The organism is Novosphingobium sediminicola (assembly GCF_014196525.1).
In the GTDB taxonomy this organism is placed as follows: Bacteria; Pseudomonadota; Alphaproteobacteria; order Sphingomonadales; family Sphingomonadaceae; genus Novosphingobium; species Novosphingobium sediminicola.
In genome coordinates this window covers 26587-42878 of sequence record NZ_JACIDX010000007.1, presented here as the reverse complement: position 1 = coordinate 42878, position 16292 = coordinate 26587, and the positions used below count along the sequence as shown (strand labels likewise).

The window sequence follows — 16292 nt, the reverse complement described above, 5'->3', positions numbered from 1 at the left end:
CCCCTTACGTAATCGGCATCCCGTCATACATCCTCTCCCAGAGCCCCGCCGGCAATCCTCTGCAGCATGGCGGGACCAACCTTGGGGGCGCATGGCCGGGCATCCTCGACCCCCGACAGGACGGTCGCCCGCCATGCGCCCTTTTTGTCGAAGGCCTACTGCCTCTCGCCAAAGCCCACTCGCTTCGCTATGGCGCGCTCAATGACACTCCCTTCCAAAACCAGTGACCTGCGCGTTGCCCTGTTCAGCGGCAATTACAACATGGTCACCGATGGCGCGAACAAGGCGCTCAACCGTCTGGTCAGCTATCTTCTGGCGCAGGGCGCGCAGGTGCGCGTCTATTCGCCCACCGTCGATGCGCCCGCTTTCGAGCCCGCCGGCGATCTCATCAGCCTGCCCAGTTTCGCCATTCCGGGCCGCGCCGAATATCGCGTGGCCACCGGCCTGCCGCGCGCCGTACGCCGCGATCTTGAGGCTTTTGCCCCCAATATCGTCCATGTCTCCAGCCCCGACCCTTCGGCGCACCGCGCCGTGACATGGGCGCGGGCGAAAGGCCTGCCGGTGCTGGGCAGCGTCCACACGCGCTTTGACACCTATCCGCGCTATTACAATCTGGCATGGGTCGAGCCGATCCTGACGGCCATCCTGCGCCGGTTCTATCGCCGCTGCGACGGGCTGGTCGCGCCTTCGGAATCCATGGCACAGGTGCTGCGCGAACAGCGGATGAATTACGACATCTCGCTGTGGAGCCGGGGCGTCGATCGCCATATTTTCGACGCCTCGCGCCGCGACATGGCATGGCGGCGCAGCCTCGGCATCGAGGATCATGAAGTGGTCGTGGGCCTGTTCTCGCGCCTCGTCATGGAAAAGGGCCTCGATGTCTTTGCCGACACCATCGACCAACTGGTGGCGCGCGGCGTGCCGCACCGGGTGCTGATCGTGGGCGATGGCCCGGCGCGCGAATGGTTCGAAAACCGCCTGCCTTCCAACGCCGTCTTTGCCGGTTATCAGGCCGGGACCGACCTTGGCCGCGCCGTGGCCAGCATGGACGTCTTGTTCTTCCCCTCGATCACCGAAACCTTCGGCAATGTCACGCTGGAGGCCATGGCCTGCTCGCTGCCGGTGGTCTGCGCCGAGGCGACCGGATCGGAAAGCCTTGTCGACAACGGCAATTCGGGCCGCCTGATCCGCCCCGGCCATGTCCACGCCTTTGCCCAGGCCGTGCGCGGCTATATCGAGGACGCCGCCCTGCGCGCCGCCCATGGCGCGGCGGGCGAGGCGCGCAGCCGGGATTTCTCGTGGGACCGGATTAATCAATCCGTGGCGGATACGTATTTGAGGCTGATCCGGCAGAAGGCTAGGGTTGGGAAGTAAGAAGGATGATGCGAGGGACTCGTCCCTCGCGCTCCCGTTACTGTCTGCGTTGCGCGATGGGTTTGGCGTTTGGTGTCGGACGCGGCGTTTGAGATTATAAAGCCTGCGGCGCCATCCTGCTTGCGCCGCAGGCTTTATAACATCAGGCTATGGCGCAAGGTGTCAAACCACCCACCACCCCATTATCGGGATTGCAAAGGGCCCCCGCCCTTTGCCCGCCGGAGGCAAACCTTCCTTTTTGCGCCATTCCTCCCTACATACCCTCCATGCCCGACCTCTTTGCCGCCGACGAACCCGCGCCAACGCCCCGCGCCATTCCGGCGGGCGCAATTCCTCTGGCCGAACGCCTGCGCCCGGCGGCCCTTGATGAGGTGATCGGGCAAGAACACCTGACGGGCGCGAATGGCGCGATCGGGCGGATGGTGGCGGCGGGCAGCCTGTCGAGCATGATCCTGTGGGGGCCGCCCGGGACCGGCAAGACCAGCATCGCGCGCCTGCTGGCCGCCGCCGTTGGCATGCGTTACGCGGCGATCAGCGCGGTGTTTTCCGGCGTTGCCGACCTGAAGCGCATGTTTGCCGAGGCCGAGGGCGCGCTGGCGCTGTCGGGACGGCGCACGCTGCTGTTCGTGGACGAAATCCATCGGTTCAACCGGGCGCAACAGGATGGCTTCCTGCCCTATGTCGAACAGGGCGTGGTGACGCTGGTGGGCGCAACGACCGAGAATCCTTCGTTTGCGCTCAACGCCGCTTTGCTTTCGCGCGCGCAGGTGCTGATCCTGCACCGCCTCTCGCCTGAGGCGCTGGCCCATCTGCTGGCCCGCGCCGAGGAGGCCGAGGGCGTGCCCCTGCCCCTGACGCAGCCTGCACGCGAGGCGCTGATCGCCAGCGCGGATGGTGATGGCCGGTTCCTGCTGGGTCAGGCCGAGACGCTCTATAACGCGCAGATCCCCTCCCCGCTCGATCCGGGCGAACTGGGGCAATTCCTGCAACGCCGCGTGGCCGTGTATGACAAGGACCGCGATGGCCATTACAATCTGATTTCCGCGCTGCACAAATCGGTGCGCGGGTCCGATCCGCAGGCCGCGCTCTATTATCTGGCGCGGATGCTGACGGCGGGCGAAGACCCGATGTTTCTGCTGCGCCGCCTTGTCCGCATGGCGTCCGAGGACATCGGTTTGGCCGATCCGATGGCCTTGCAGCAATGCCTTGCCGCCAAGGATGCCTATGAATTTCTGGGCAGCCCCGAGGGCGAACTGGCCATTGCGCAGGCGTGCCTCTATGTCGCCAGCGCGCCCAAATCGAATGCGGCCTATAAGGGCTGGAAAGAGGCCGCCGCCAGCGCCAAGGCCACAGGGTCGCTGATGCCCCCCGCCAATATCCTGAACGCGCCGACCAAGCTGATGAAAGACATCGGTTATGGCGCCAATTACGCTTATGACCATGACGCGCCGGACGCCTTTTCCGGCGCGAATTATTGGCCCGAGGGCATGGCGCCCCAACAATTCTACCGCCCGGTTGAGCGTGGTTTCGAGCGTGAGATCCTCAAGCGTCTGGAATGGTGGGAGCGCAAAAGGCGCGAACGCTCCGAATGACCCCCCGCTTCACCCATTTCGCCGCCATCGACTGGTCCGGCGCGGCGGGCGAGCGCCATCGCGGCATTGCCGTGGCTATGATGGCGGCGAACGATCCCGCCCCCCACCTGGTGCGCCCCGGCCATGTTTGGTCGCGGGCTGAGGTGCTGGATTGGCTGGTCGAGGAAGCACCGCCGCAAACGATCTTCGGCTTTGATCTGGGCCAGTCACTGCCCTTTGCCGATGCCGGGGCCTTCTTTCCGGGCTGGGCCGACAGCCCGCCCGATGCTCGCGCTTTATGGACCATGGTCGATGCGATCTGCGCCGATGATCCGCATATGGGCGTTTCATCCTTCGTCGATCACCCCGAGATCGCCCGCTATTTCCGCCGTCATGCGGGACGCGAGGGCGATCTGTTCGGCGGCGGACCGGGCCGTTTCCGCGCAACCGAGGCCGCCCAGAACGCGATGGGATGCCGCCCGACCAGCAATTTCAACCTCGTGGGCGCGGCGCAGGTCGGCAAAGGCTCACTGTCGGGCATGCGCCTGCTCAACCGCCTGCCGCGCGAGATTGCGGTCTGGCCGATGGACCCTTTGCCCGCATCCGGCAAGGTTGTGGTCGAAATCTATACCACCATCGCCGCCCTTGCCGCCGGACGCACCGCCCGCGCCAGCAAGATTCGCGATAGCCTCGCTCTGGTGCAGGCTCTGGCCGGGCTCAACTGCGCGCCATCGCTGCTGCCCGAAATCATCACCGATCACGCCGCCGACGCCCTGATCACCGCCGCATGGCTGCGCAACCACGCCGGGCGGAGCGAATTGTGGCATCCTGCGGCCATGAATGCGAAAATTGCCCAAACCGAGGGCTGGACCTTCGGCGCTTTTTAGGGCTATGGGGCTTTCGCGCCCGATGCGGCGCCATCCATGGGCCGGATTAGCACAGCGGTAGTGCAGCGGTTTTGTAAACCGAAGGTCGGGGGTTCGATCCCCTCATCCGGCACCATATTCCCGGCGTTGCGCCTGTGCCGCCTTACGGCAGGCCCGTTTCCCCTATCGTGTCATTATCGGCGTAATCGGGGACTTTATTGCCTCGAAACCGCACATATCGCATCCAATGGATGCAGCATCGGTTGATATATTCAGCGAATGAATTCAAACATTCTGGGCAATGATCTCCGGTATGGGAGATCAGCTTGTAATCGCCGGGGTCGATGAACTCCCACCCGTCGGGAAGTCCATCTTCATAAAGGTCGTGAAATGGATTGTAATTTGCACGGCAGTATACTGTCTTGCCGCAGAAATCACAAATACATGCCACTAACACATGCCTAACCATATGGCTCTCCAAACCCATTATTGGTTATGCAGATTCAGTCCGGCCCCCGAATCGCCATAGGATCATATGGCGGCCGCGCCCAAAGCGTAAGACTTCTGTCATTTTTCGGATAAATATTCACAATAAAATATAAACTCTATTTTTCCAAAACTTGCAGCCCGCCATTAATTAACTCTTACAATATTTCCCACAGAACTGAATTTTTTCTCTAAAAACACAAATTCATAACGGAAAAGCCCGCCCCGCAGGATGCGGGACGGGCCTTTTCCAAACCGATCCTGTCGGATCAGAAATTGATCGCAGCGTCGATACCGAAGGTGCGCGGCGCGTTGAAGTTGCCGTAGTCACCCAGAATATTGTTGACGCTGCCCGTCGTGGTGCTGGTCGTGGGCGCACCGGGCAGGCTGTTCGAGGGGTCGCGACGGAACACATACTGCGTGTTGAACATGTTGCGCGACCACAGCGTGACCGTCAGCTTCTGACCGGAGTCGCTGACCGGGATATCGGCCAGAGCGACGCGACCGTTGAACACCAGCGAGGCATCATTGTGAGTCGCGAACTGGTCAAAGGCCTGCGTCGACTGCGAGTAGTTCGCATCGATATGCAGCTTGGCCAGAGCGCCCGCGCCGCCCAGCGGAACTTCATAGTCAGCCGAGGCCGAAGCCGCGTTGCGGGGCGTATAGACGATGTAGAACTGCTGATAGACCTGGGTTTCAGGGATGTAGATCTTGGGAATGTTCGTGTAGGTGTAGGCATAAGACGCGTTCACCGTCAGACCCTGCGCCACGCGAGCCGTGATGTCGGCTTCGATACCGCGGATCTTGGTGATGCCGGGCGCGTTCAGCGTCTTGAGGATGTTGATGCTGGTGCCGGTGGCGCTATCGGTCTGGATCGAGCTGACGTCAACCTGGCTGTTCTTGCGGTCCATGATGTAACCGGCGATGTTCAGGCGAACGCGGCGGTCAAACAGGTCGGACTTGAGGCCCAGTTCATAGGCGGTCACGTCTTCCGGGTTGAACGGCAGATAGTTGGCGGTACGCGACGAGGCGCCGCCCGCGCGATAACCGGTCGAGAACTTGGCATAGGCGTGGGCGTTCGAAGTCACGTCCCAGGCCAGCGTTGCCATCGGGTTGAAGCGGTTCCAGCTCTTGTTGAGCGGGGTGTAGAGGTTGTCGCTCGCCACCTTGGTGTTCACGTCATAGTTGACGTTGCGGAACATGTGCAGCACGCCGGTCTTCTTGTCGTTGGTATAACGACCGCCGACCGTCAGGTGGATCGCATCGGTGAAGTGATAGGTGCCCTGACCGTAAACCGCATAGCTCTTCGACCAGACTTCCGAGGCGCGGTCGATCGAGGCGAAGGGGTTGGTGAATACATTCGAGTTCACAGTGTAGCCGGTCACATTGCCCGAGCTGTCCGTGGTCCAGGTGTTCGAGTTGGGCGTGGCGGCATTGTCGCTCACGTGCTCGTTAAAGTAGAACAGGCCGCCGACATAGTCGAGCTTGCCGATGCTGCCCACAGCCTGCAGTTCCTGGCTGAACTGAGCCTGCCACAGGTTGGCGAGGCTGTAGCGACTGAAGCCGCCATTGGCCGTGTAAACCGGGACGCGGTGGGCGCCGCCCGAGTTATCCCACTGGGTTGCCGTCACCTGACGCCATGCGGTGATCGAGCGGATTTCCAGATCCGGCGAGACCTTCCACTTGAGCGAGTTGGTGTAGCCACGGGTGGTGTCGACCGAGGCCTGCTGCGGCACGCCGATGTCGGCGGTGCTCATGCGGCTGGTGCCGTTGACGGTGACGAGGCTGGGCAGAGCCTTAACCGTGCCCGACAGGTTGGCATAGGCGGTGCCGGGCAGGAAGCAGTTGGGAACGGCCGACTGCGCGGTGTTCACGCCGCCGACGGTGCCGGTGCAGCCATTGGGGTTATAGTTCAGCAGCTGGCTGTAGAACGGAGTGTTCTTGTCCTGGCTGACGTCGAACGAGAAATCGTTGGTGATGTTGGCGGCGGGCTTCCAGCGCACGGCGGCGCGCAGACCCTTGCGGTCATAATAGCCCCAACCAAGCTGACCCGGCATCGGGTTCTTGGTGATGGCGTCCTGATACTGCATCACGCCGTCGAGCTTGACCGAGAAATTGTGATATTCGGGCAGGTCGAGGTGGAGTTCGGCGTTGTGCGAACCATAGTTGCCGATGCCGCCCTGAATGCGACCGCCGAACTTGCCCGAGGGGGCCTTGGCCACGATCGAAAGCGCGCCGCCTTCGGTGTTGCGGCCAAACAGCGTGCCCTGCGGACCCTTGAGAACTTCGATGCGCTCCAGATCGAACAGCGCGGCGTTCACGCCATGCTGACGGCCAAGGTACACGCCGTCGATGTAGATGCCGACGCCCTGTTCACGGGCAGGCTGGTTGGCGTCGAGGGGAACGATGCCGCGGATACCGATGGTCAGCGCCGAAACGCGCGCTTCAAACGGAGCAACACGCAGCGAAGGCACCGCGCCGTCGCCCAGATCGAACAGGCTCTGGACGTGACGCTTCTTGATTTCTTCAGCGTTCACCACGCTGATCGAGATCGGCGTCTTTTGCAGGTTGGTTTCGCGCTTGGTCGCGGTCACCACGATGTCGGTCAGGCCCGAGGTGTCACCCGTGGGCGGAGCGGCGTCTTCGGCGGCGAAAGCCGGAGCGGACAACGCAAGCAAGCTCGCCGCAGCGAGGAAACGAGAAGCAGAGAACATATAACCCCCATCAAAGGTAGACCGGCGGGAGGGAAGGGAGAGGAATTCCCATCCGGTCTTAGGTAATCGGTGCAGACTTGAAGCCGCCAATAGGTTGAGGGGGTTGCACTTTTTTGACGGGATTATGACACATCCATGACATCGCAAAGTGATGCTCAAATGACACACATTGGCCGGTGCAGGGCCGACGAATCGCCGGAAATCCGCGATTTGCGCTTGGCATCGCAGCCCGTTTCAGCATCCTTTCCGGCCGATTTCCTTACCTCAAAGATAGAAAAATGACGGCGGGTTAATCGCAAAACCGGACCCGCCCCGGCCCAGCGGGACGATTCCGTCGCGCCTTTTCCACGGCTTGGCACGATGCAAAGATGACCGGGCGTAAAGCCTGTCGCGGTATTAACCAGGGTATGTAACCAAAGGCGCAAAACACTATCTTCAGTCCGTGTGAAGTAAATGTCGTCGCACCGGGAACCAAGCGCTGATTCTGCGGTATTGCGGATCACATGGTCCACGGGGGAGGATTGCCATGCGCCGCCTTGCTTGTGCTGCAACTTTTGGGCTGGTCGCAATGCTCGCTTGCGGGCTGGCGCCGGTCTGCGTTCATGCGGGCATTTTGCATCGGGCGCTGCACGGCGCCCGCCTGTCGACCGATATCATCAGCGAAACAGCAATGACCGCGCTGGCCCATGACGGCACGGAAACCCCGCTCAACCGACGAATGGACGTGGCAGTCATCACGCTCGAACGCCCCGTGCTGGCCCCCACGATGCAGGGGCGCGCGCTGCTGGGGCTGGATTTTCAACATGCCGGGGCCAAGCTGATCGACGCCAATGAGGGCGGCAGCACCTGGGCCGCCAATCCGCAGGACCATTTCAGCCTGGCCCTCACGCGTGAGATCTTTGTGGGCGCGCATCTGGCCTATCCGCTGGCGCTGGCGGCCTTGCCGATCGGCACGCGGCTGTTTGCGGGCGCGGGGGCGCTGCGTACAGAATTGCATGACCGCGCGGTCATCGGCCCTGCCCTGCGCAACCGCGACCGGATGATGGAGGGATGGCGCCTGTCGGCCGGGGCCGATGCGCCGATGGGGCCGGGGCATCTGCGGCTGGAATATCGCCTGTCGCGCAGCAGCGACACCGCGCCGGGAGAAGCCGCCGCGCTGGCCAGCAGCGCGCGCGACCGTCTCATGCTCAGCTATAGCGCCAATTTTTAAGCCACTTTCGCGCTGTCCTGCCGGATCACGCTTTCGATTGCGGCCGGGATGGCCGGATCGTCGATGGTGGGCGGACAGGTCCATGCCTCGCCATTGGCGATTTTACGCAGCAGATTGCGCAGGATCTTGCCCGAGCGCGTCTTGGGCAAAGCCCCCACCACATAGGCGGTCTTGAGCGCGGCCACCGCGCCCAGTTCGCCCCGCACCCCGGCAATCACCCGCGCGGGCAGGCCGGCATCAGCATCAAACCCGGCACGCGGCACGACAAAGGCGATCGGCACCATGCCCTTGATGGCATCATCCGCCCCGATCACCGCGCATTCGGCCACGCCGTCCTGCGCCGCCACGATCTGCTCCATTTGCCCGGTCGACAGGCGATGGCCCGCGACATTGATGATGTCGTCGGTGCGGCCCATAATATGGACGAAGCCGTCGGCGTCGATATAGCCCGCATCGCCCGTTTCATACCATCCGGGGAAAGCGGCAAAGTTCTTTTCCCAGCCCGCCTTGTTGTTCCACAATGTGCGGGAGGCGCCCGGCGGCAAAGGCTCGCGCACGGCGACAAAGCCCGACTGATCGCGGCCCAATTCCTTGCCATCGTCGCCCAGAATCGCAAATTCATAGCCCGGCACCGGAAAGCCCGCGCTGCCCGCGCGCCGCCGCGTATCGCCCAGCGCATGGCAGGTCGCCACCCCCGGCCAGCCCAGCTCGGTCTGCCACCAGTGGTCGATCACCGGTAGGCTGGAATGTTCCTCCAGCCAGTGGATCGTGTCGGGATCGGCGCGTTCGCCCGCCAGAAACACCGCCTGCAACGGCCCGGTGCCGATCTCGCGCAGGAAGCTGGCCGAGGGGTCCTCCTTGCGGATCGCCCGGATCGCTGTGGGCGCGGTGAAGAAGACTTTGACCCCATGGCGCCGGATGGTGCGCCAGAAAGTGCCCGCGTCGGGCGTGCCCACCGGCTTGCCCTCGAACAGGACCGTCGTGGCCCCCACCAGCAAGGGCGCATAGACGATATAGGAATGGCCCACGACCCAGCCCACATCGCTGGCCGCCCAGAACACATCGCCCGGCCCCACGCCGTAAATGTTGGCCATGCTCCATGTGAGAGCAACCGCATGGCCGCCATTCTCGCGCACGACGCCCTTGGGCGTTCCGGTGGTGCCGCTGGTATAGAGGATATAGAGCGGATCATCGGCCGCCATCTCGGCGGGAGCGGGCACGGGATCGGCGGAGGTTTCCTCGATCATCGCGGCCCAGTCGATGTCGCGCGGGGCGATGAGGTCGGCGGCCAGCACATCGCGCTGAAACAGCACCACGTGGTCGGGCTGATGGTTTGATGTGCGCAGCGCCTCGTCCACCATCGGCTTATAGGCAATCTTGCGGCTGCCCTCGACGCCCGCGCTGGCGGTCAGGATCAGGCGCGGGGTGGCGTCATCAATGCGCTTGGCCAGTTCATGCGCGGCAAAACCGCCAAACACCACCGAATGCACAGCCCCCAACCGCGCGCAGGCCAGCATGGCGAACATCGTCTGTGGGATCATCGGCATATAGAGGATCACGCGATCCCCGCGCCCCACGCCAAGGCGCACCAGCATGGTGGCCACGCGGCCCACTTCATCGGCCAGCCGGGCATAGCTGTAGGTTTCCACCGTATCGGTCACCGGGCTGTCATAAATGATGGCGGCGGCATCGCCGCGCCCGGCGGCGACATGGCGGTCAATCGCGTTGACGGCGGTGTTGAGCGATCCATCGGGAAACCAGCCGCGCGCATCGTCCCATGCGCGCGACGGTTCCTTGCTCCATTCAACAGCCCCGGCAGCGCGGCTCCAGAAAGCTTCGCGGTTCTCGATGCTTTCTTGCCAGGCCGAAGTATAAAGCTCGCTCATGGCCATCCTCATGTTTATGAATTCTGGCCATGACTATCTTCTTATCGGAAGGTTTTCGATAGAACGACCAAAGTCGGATCGCCGTCGAATGCCTCGGGGGTAAAGCCTTTGTCGCGCTCCACCTCGATGGCGGCATGGTTGTCGCGGCTCTCGATCGAGATCACGCGGCGCACGCCCCGGCGCTCGGCTTCCTTGGCCAGCAGGTCGAGCAGAGCCCAGCCCACGCCGCGCCCGCGATAATCGGCATGGACCGACACCGCCACTTCGCCCGTATCCATCTTGCCGTCGCAGGCCAGCAGGCCCGAGCCCACCAGTCCGCCGGTGGCATGGTCAAAGGCGATATAGCTTTCGCTGCGGAAATGATCGGCGTGAATCAAGGGGTCAAGCTGGTCATGGCTGACATGCTCGCCGGCCGCAAAGAAGCGGAAGCGGCGGTCATCCTCGGATACGGCGTCGAAAAAGGCGGAGAGCGCGGCCTCGTCAGCCTCGGTGGCGGGACGCACGTTCAGCACCACGCCATCGCGGGTGGTGAGCTGTTGGCTGGTAGCGGCCTGGCTGGTAACGGTTGGAGTGGTCATCGGGAATCTCCGTGAGAGGAAGAATGCAGCCCCCTTGGGCGCAAAAGAAAAGTCGCGCCTTGATTTGGGCCAAATAGGCCAGATCAGGGCGCGACATTCAAGGGAGTAAGACTTAAGTATCAGCCATCAATGTTGCGGCGGAACGTCTCTGGCAGGAAGAACAGGCCAAAGAAGAAGGTGGCCGCCGCCACGATCACCGGATACCAGAAGCCATAGTAGATATCCCCATTGGCCGCGACCATGGCAAAGCCGATCGCGGGCAGCAGACCGCCCAGCCAGCCATTGCCGATATGATAGGGCAGCGACATGGACGAGTAGCGGATCCGGCTGGGGAAGAGTTCGACCAGCATGGCCGCAATCGGGCCATAAACCATCGTCACCAGCAGCACGAGATAGAACAGGATCGCCACCACCTTGGGCTTGTCGATCTGGTCCGGGTCGGCCTTGGTGGGATAGCCCACCTTGGTCAGTTCGCCCACAACCGCAGGCTTATCGCCGCTGGCCGCTTTGCCTACCAGCGCAGTGGTGAAGGCCGCAATCGCCTTCTTCTTGTCCTCACCCGACACCTGCGCCGGATCGGGGGCGATGATGGTCTTGCCGCCGATCGAAACGCTGGCGACCGAACCGGAGGGCGCATCGACGTTTTCGTAATTGATCGCCGCCTTGGCCAGAGCGTTTTTCACGATGTCGCAGCTGGTGGTGTCAAACTTATTGGCGCCCACAGGGTCGAATTGCGACGAACATTCGCCCGGATAGGCCATGACCTTGACCGGGGCATTGGCCTGCGCATGGGCCAGAGCGGGATTGGCCGCCTCGGTAAGCGCGTGGAACACGGGGAACATGGTGAGAGCCGCCAGCGCGCAGCCGGTCAGGATGATCGGCTTGCGCCCGATCTTGTCCGACAGGGCGCCGAAGAAGAGGAAGAAAGGCGTGGCCAGCAGCAGCGCGGTGATGATCAGCGTGTTGGCGGTCAGACCGTCAACCTTGAGCATTTTTTCAAGGAAATACATCGCATAGAGCTGGCCCGTGTACCACACGACAGCCTGACCCGCGATGGCGCCGAAGAAAGCGATCAGCACGATCTTGAGGTTCGACCACTTGCCAAAGGCGTCTTTCAACGGAGCCTTCGAGCCGCTGCCTTCCGACTTGATCTTCTGAAACACCGGGCTTTCATGCAGCTTCAAGCGCAGCCACAGGCCCAGCACCAGAAACAGGCCCGAGACCAGATAGGGAATGCGCCAGCCCCATTGCTTGAAGGCTTCTTCGCCAACGCCGGTAATGGGCGAACGCACCGCGATCACGATCAGCAGCGCCATGGCCAGACCCGCCGTGGCGGTGATCTGGATCCAGCTCGTATAGAGCCCGCGCTTTCCGGCGGGTGCATGTTCGGCAACATAGGTGGCAGCGCCCCCATATTCGCCGCCCAGCGCCAGCCCCTGAAACATGCGCAGCACCACCAGCATGATCGGCGCGGCAACGCCAACCTGCTTATACGTGGGCAGACAGCCGACAAGGAAGGTGGACAGGCCCATCACCGTCAGCGTGATGATGAAAGTATAACGGCGCCCGAACAGATCGCCGATATGGCCAAACACCAGCGCGCCAAAGGGCCGCACGATAAAGCCTGCCGCAAACACCAGCAGCGCCATGATAAAGGACGTGGTCTGATTAAGCCCGGTCAGGAACTGGGCCGCGATGATCGCGGTCAGCAGGCCGTAGAGATAGAAATCATACCATTCGAACACCGTGCCCAGCGAGCTGGCGGTAATCACCAGTTTCTCGTCATGGGTGGCGACATGATGCTTTGGCAGTCTGGCTAGATCCTCTGCCGTTTCATGCAATACAGACATGACAGGCGCTCCCGTTATGGGTCGTTTTCGACCCGTTATGATTTGATTAGATCAGAAATTATAGCGTGCGGCAAATTCGACCCGGTCGATGTTGCCCTTCTGGCCATTGACCAGTTCGCGCTGGCCGTGACGATATTCGATGCCAAGGTCGATGGCCTTGACCGGCGAATAGAACAGGTTGACCGCGCCCGACCACGCCTTCTTGTTATAGGCGGCAATGGCGGCGGGGCTGAGCGAACCGTCATAGTCGGCGCTTTGCATCGAACCGATGACATTGACGCGCAAAGTGGGCGTGATGGCGATGCGCGCTGCGGCCAGCGCGGCAAACACCCGGACATCGGCCAGGCTGTTGGTGGCCGCGACATAGACCGCATCGGGGGCAAAGTTCAGGCCCACATAGCGCCCGATGTTCTGGCCATAGGTGGCCGAGAAACGCAGGTCGCTGGTGCGCTTTTCATTGAGGAAGATCTTGCCCGCAACCGATCCGCCAAAGCCCGCGCGGGTGATGCCCGCCCCAGCCGTTTCGGTGCGCACCTGACGGCCCAGCGCGGCAAAGCTGATCTCGCCCCGCTTGGTCATATAGTTCAGGCGGGCGGCAAAATCGGGCAGATGGTCAGTGCCGTTTTCCACCAGCGCGGCAGACCCCGCATTGGCCGTGGCGCTCTCGGGGTTTTCAACCGAGACGTGCAGCGTGGCCGCCTTGGACAGCGGGGTGGAATAGCGCACCAAAGGCTGACGCACGAAAACGGTGCCTTCGGTCGCGCCGACGAAATCGGTCGATTCGGGCAGAACGGCGGTGTTCTGGAACGTGGTCCAGTCCTGGCCAAAGGTCCATTTGTCGAGCTGAACAAAGGCGCGGCGCAGCGCCAGCGTATAGCCATTGGTGGTACGCTGGCTGCCGCCGCCCGTCACATTGGCCGCCGCGCTGGCGGTGGTCTGGAAATCGGTCTCGATATAGCCGCGCAAAGTATGGCCCGCCACCGTCGTGTCGAGGTTGAGCCAGATCCGCGTCTGCTTGGCCGAAAAATCGGTGTCGGTGCTCGACCGGCTGGTGGGCGTCACCACGGGAATCGCCTGCGGCAGATAAAAGTCGCGGCCCAGCGTGTTGGTGGCCACGGTGCCGCCATCGAAATGGCTGTAATCGGCGTTGAACTTCAGGAAGCCGCCGATGCGGATGTTCGTCGCGCCAACCCGCATCCCCTCGGGCTGAGGCTTCTTTTCCACGGCGGCTACGCGCTCTCCGGTGGCCTTGGCCTCCTTGGCAGCGCTCTGGGCGACCTGCGCGGCGGTGTTGGCCTGAGTGGCCACGGCCTGTACGGCCTCGCCCTGCTGCTGGCGGGTGGTGGCGGCATCGGCGCGCAACTGGCTCACCTCGGCCTCCAGCTTCTCCAGCCGTTCGAGCAGGGCCGCCTCACGCGCGCTGAGTGCAGGAGCAGCCTTCGCCATCGCGCCCCCCGGCGCCGCCAGCGCCGACGCGCCCAGCAACACTGCCATAGCGCGCGCCTTTCCCCGAAAAAGCGTCATCAAACCTCTCCATCCTGTTGGCCGTCCCTTCTTGCGGGGGACAGTCCGATCCGTGATGGAAAGATCACTCGTAACAGCCGTTACGATCCATCCCGACCAAGGTTTATTTCCCGACCTTGCATGTACGACCTTGGTAAGGGCTACGACTTGGACCATATTGGCCTAGTATTGTTCCAAAGAATGGGCTGCGCGAGGGGCTCCCTCACGTTACGTCCATCGGAACGAATTTTGAGAGGAGTGCTGAAACGTGGGCGAAGCCATCTATCCCGTCCCCGCCGAATGGGCCGAAAATGCCCTGATCGACGATGCGCGCTATACCGCCATGTATCAGCAATCGGTGAGCGATCCCGATGCGTTCTGGGCGCAGGAAGCGGGGCGCATCGACTGGATCAAGCCGTTCACCAAGGTCAAGAACACCTCGTATCACGCGGGTGATTTCGGCATCCGCTGGTTCGAGGACGGCACGCTCAACCTGTCGGCCAATGCGCTGGATCGCCATCTGACCACGCGCGGCGACCAGATCGCCATCCTGTGGGAACCCGACAGCCCGGATGAGGCCGAGCGCCGCATCACCTATCGCGAACTGCACGAAATGGTGTGCCGCTTCGCCAATGTGCTCAAGGATCAGGGCGTTAATCGCGGCGACCGGGTGACGATCTATCTGCCCATGGTGCCCGAAGCGGCGGTGGCCATGCTGGCCTGCGCCCGCGTCGGCGCGATCCATTCCATCGTCTTCGCAGGGTTCAGCCCCGAGGCGCTGGCCGGCCGCGTCGAAGATTGCGGCAGCCGCATCGTCATCACGGCGGACGAAGGTCTGCGCGGGGGCAAGAAGGTTCCGCTCAAGAAAAACGTCGATGCCGCCGCTGCTCAGGCGCCGGGCATTGAAAAGGTCATCGTGCTGGCCCGCACCGGGGCCGATGTCGGCATGGTGCCGGGCCGCGACATCGACTGGCATGCCGCCTGCGCCGCCGTATCGCCCGAAAACAGCCCCGAGGAAATGAACGCCGAAGACCCGCTGTTCATCCTCTATACCTCCGGCTCCACCGGCAAGCCCAAGGGCGTGCTGCACACCACCGGCGGCTATTCGGTGTGGGTTTCGGCCACGCATCAATATGTCTTCGATTATCGCCCCGGCCAGATTTACTGGTGCGCGGCGGACGTGGGCTGGGTGACGGGCCATTCGTATCTGATCTACGGCCCGCTGCTCAACGGCGGCACCACGCTGATGTTCGAAGGCGTCCCCAACTATCCCGATCCCAGCCGCTTCTGGCAGGTGGTGGACAAGTATCAGGTCGAGATCTTCTATGGCGCCCCCACGGCCCTGCGCGCGTTGATGCGCGAAGGCGACGAATGGGTGAAGAAGACCAGCCGCCAGTCGCTGCGCGTGCTGGGCAGCGTAGGCGAACCGATCAACCCCGAAGCGTGGGAATGGTATCACAAGGTCGTGGGCGAAGGCCGCTGCCCCATCGTCGACACATGGTGGCAGACCGAGACGGGCGGCACGATGATCACCCCCCTGCCCGGCGCCACGGCGTTGAAACCCGGCTCGGCCTCGCGCCCCTTCTTTGGCGTGCAACCGCTGCTGCTCGACAATGACGGCACGATCATGGAAGGCCCCGGCGATGGCTGCCTCGTCATTGCGGACAGTTGGCCCGGCCAGATGCGCGGCGTCTGGGGCGATGCGGATCGCTTCTTCCAGACCTATTTCACCACCTTTGCCGGATACTACTTCACCGGCGACGGCTGCCGCCGCGACGAGGATGGCTATTACTGGATCACCGGCCGCATCGACGACGTCATCAACGTCTCGGGCCACCGCATGGGCACGGCGGAAATCGAATCCGCGCTGGTCGCCCATGAGCATGTGGCCGAGGCCGCCGTGGTGGGCATGCCCCATGAGATCAAGGGTCAGGGCATCTATGCCTATGTCACCTGCAACGCGGACGTCGAACCCGACGAGGCTTTGCGCAAGGAGCTGATCGCATGGGTGCGCCGCGAAATCGGCCCCATCGCCACGCCCGACGTAATCCAGTTCGCACCGGGCCTGCCCAAGACCCGTTCGGGCAAGATCATGCGTCGCATCCTGCGCAAGATCGCGGAAAATGACGTGGGCAGTCTGGGCGACACCAGCACGCTGGCCGATCCTTCGGTAGTCGATCACCTGCTGGCCAACCGCCCGCAATTGGCCAACGCATAAGAAAAACCGCTGTGATTAAAGACGGGCCGCCAACGA

At 62.8% G+C, this 16292-nt stretch carries 10 protein-coding genes and 1 tRNA gene; 6 read left to right on the top strand and 5 right to left on the bottom strand.

What is annotated here, in order from left to right:
* Window positions 1–201: 201 nt before the first annotated feature.
* From GGR38_RS10080 to GGR38_RS10065, 4 genes are all read left to right on the top strand, one after another.
* Window positions 202–1374, top strand: coding sequence for a glycosyltransferase family 4 protein (locus GGR38_RS10080; protein WP_246404460.1), 1173 nt, complete (start codon window positions 202–204; stop codon window positions 1372–1374).
* Window positions 1375–1640: 266 nt separating this feature from the next.
* Window positions 1641–2966 (top strand): replication-associated recombination protein A, encoded by a 1326-nt coding sequence (locus GGR38_RS10075; protein WP_183625113.1) that lies wholly within the window; start codon window positions 1641–1643, stop codon window positions 2964–2966.
* Window positions 2963–3832: a hypothetical protein gene (locus tag GGR38_RS10070; protein WP_183625111.1), complete on the top strand. Its 870-nt coding sequence runs from the start codon at window positions 2963–2965 to the stop codon at window positions 3830–3832. The genes GGR38_RS10075 and GGR38_RS10070 overlap by 4 nt, the downstream gene beginning before the upstream one ends.
* Window positions 3833–3872: 40 nt before the next feature.
* Window positions 3873–3947: transfer RNA gene (locus GGR38_RS10065), tRNA-Thr, on the top strand.
* Between the two features lie 619 nt (window positions 3948–4566).
* Here GGR38_RS10065 and GGR38_RS10060 read toward each other — a convergent pair.
* Complete coding sequence (locus GGR38_RS10060) at window positions 4567–7011, bottom strand: TonB-dependent receptor (protein ID WP_183625109.1); 2445 nt, start codon at window positions 7009–7011, stop codon at window positions 4567–4569.
* 526 nt (window positions 7012–7537) lie between these two features.
* On the opposite strand from GGR38_RS10060, the gene GGR38_RS10055 reads away from it, so the two are divergent.
* A complete protein-coding gene (locus GGR38_RS10055; RefSeq protein WP_183625106.1) occupies window positions 7538–8221 on the top strand; it encodes a hypothetical protein in 684 nt (227 codons plus the stop codon).
* Here the strand turns inward: GGR38_RS10055 and GGR38_RS10050 are convergent.
* The 4 genes from GGR38_RS10050 to GGR38_RS10035 form a co-directional block, all read right to left on the bottom strand.
* Complete coding sequence (locus GGR38_RS10050) at window positions 8218–10107, bottom strand: AMP-binding protein (RefSeq protein WP_183625104.1); 1890 nt, start codon at window positions 10105–10107, stop codon at window positions 8218–8220. The two genes, GGR38_RS10055 and GGR38_RS10050, sit on opposite strands and share 4 nt — an antisense overlap.
* 41 nt (window positions 10108–10148) lie before the next feature.
* Window positions 10149–10685: a GNAT family N-acetyltransferase gene (locus GGR38_RS10045; RefSeq protein WP_183625102.1), complete on the bottom strand. Its 537-nt coding sequence runs from the start codon at window positions 10683–10685 to the stop codon at window positions 10149–10151.
* A gap of 119 nt (window positions 10686–10804) precedes the next feature.
* Entirely contained in the window at window positions 10805–12535 is a 1731-nt protein-coding gene (locus GGR38_RS10040) for an MFS transporter (protein ID WP_183625100.1), read from the bottom strand.
* 51 nt (window positions 12536–12586) lie between these two features.
* Window positions 12587–14029, bottom strand: a complete 1443-nt coding sequence (locus GGR38_RS10035) for a DcaP family trimeric outer membrane transporter (RefSeq protein ID WP_183625098.1) — start codon at window positions 14027–14029, stop codon at window positions 12587–12589.
* A 277-nt stretch (window positions 14030–14306) separates the two neighbouring features.
* On the opposite strand from GGR38_RS10035, the gene acs reads away from it, so the two are divergent.
* Window positions 14307–16256 carry an acetate--CoA ligase gene (gene acs / locus GGR38_RS10030; protein WP_183625096.1) on the top strand — a complete coding sequence of 650 codons (1950 nt, stop codon included), beginning with the start codon at window positions 14307–14309 and terminating at the stop codon, window positions 16254–16256.
* The last annotated feature ends 36 nt before the right edge of the window (window positions 16257–16292 follow it).

Coding starts and splice junctions, on each gene's coding strand:
- GGR38_RS10060 (WP_183625109.1), bottom strand. CDS start 7,011: ATGTTCTCTGCTTCTCGTTTCCTCGCTGCGGCGAGCTTGCTTGCGTTG.
- GGR38_RS10035 (WP_183625098.1), bottom strand. CDS start 14,029: ATGGCAGTGTTGCTGGGCGCGTCGGCGCTGGCGGCGCCGGGGGGCGCG.
- GGR38_RS10050 (WP_183625104.1), bottom strand. CDS start 10,107: ATGAGCGAGCTTTATACTTCGGCCTGGCAAGAAAGCATCGAGAACCGC.
- GGR38_RS10045 (WP_183625102.1), bottom strand. CDS start 10,685: ATGACCACTCCAACCGTTACCAGCCAGGCCGCTACCAGCCAACAGCTC.
- GGR38_RS10080 (WP_246404460.1), top strand. CDS start 202: ATGACACTCCCTTCCAAAACCAGTGACCTGCGCGTTGCCCTGTTCAGC.
- GGR38_RS10040 (WP_183625100.1), bottom strand. CDS start 12,535: ATGTCTGTATTGCATGAAACGGCAGAGGATCTAGCCAGACTGCCAAAG.
- GGR38_RS10075 (WP_183625113.1), top strand. CDS start 1,641: ATGCCCGACCTCTTTGCCGCCGACGAACCCGCGCCAACGCCCCGCGCC.
- GGR38_RS10055 (WP_183625106.1), top strand. CDS start 7,538: ATGCGCCGCCTTGCTTGTGCTGCAACTTTTGGGCTGGTCGCAATGCTC.
- GGR38_RS10070 (WP_183625111.1), top strand. CDS start 2,963: ATGACCCCCCGCTTCACCCATTTCGCCGCCATCGACTGGTCCGGCGCG.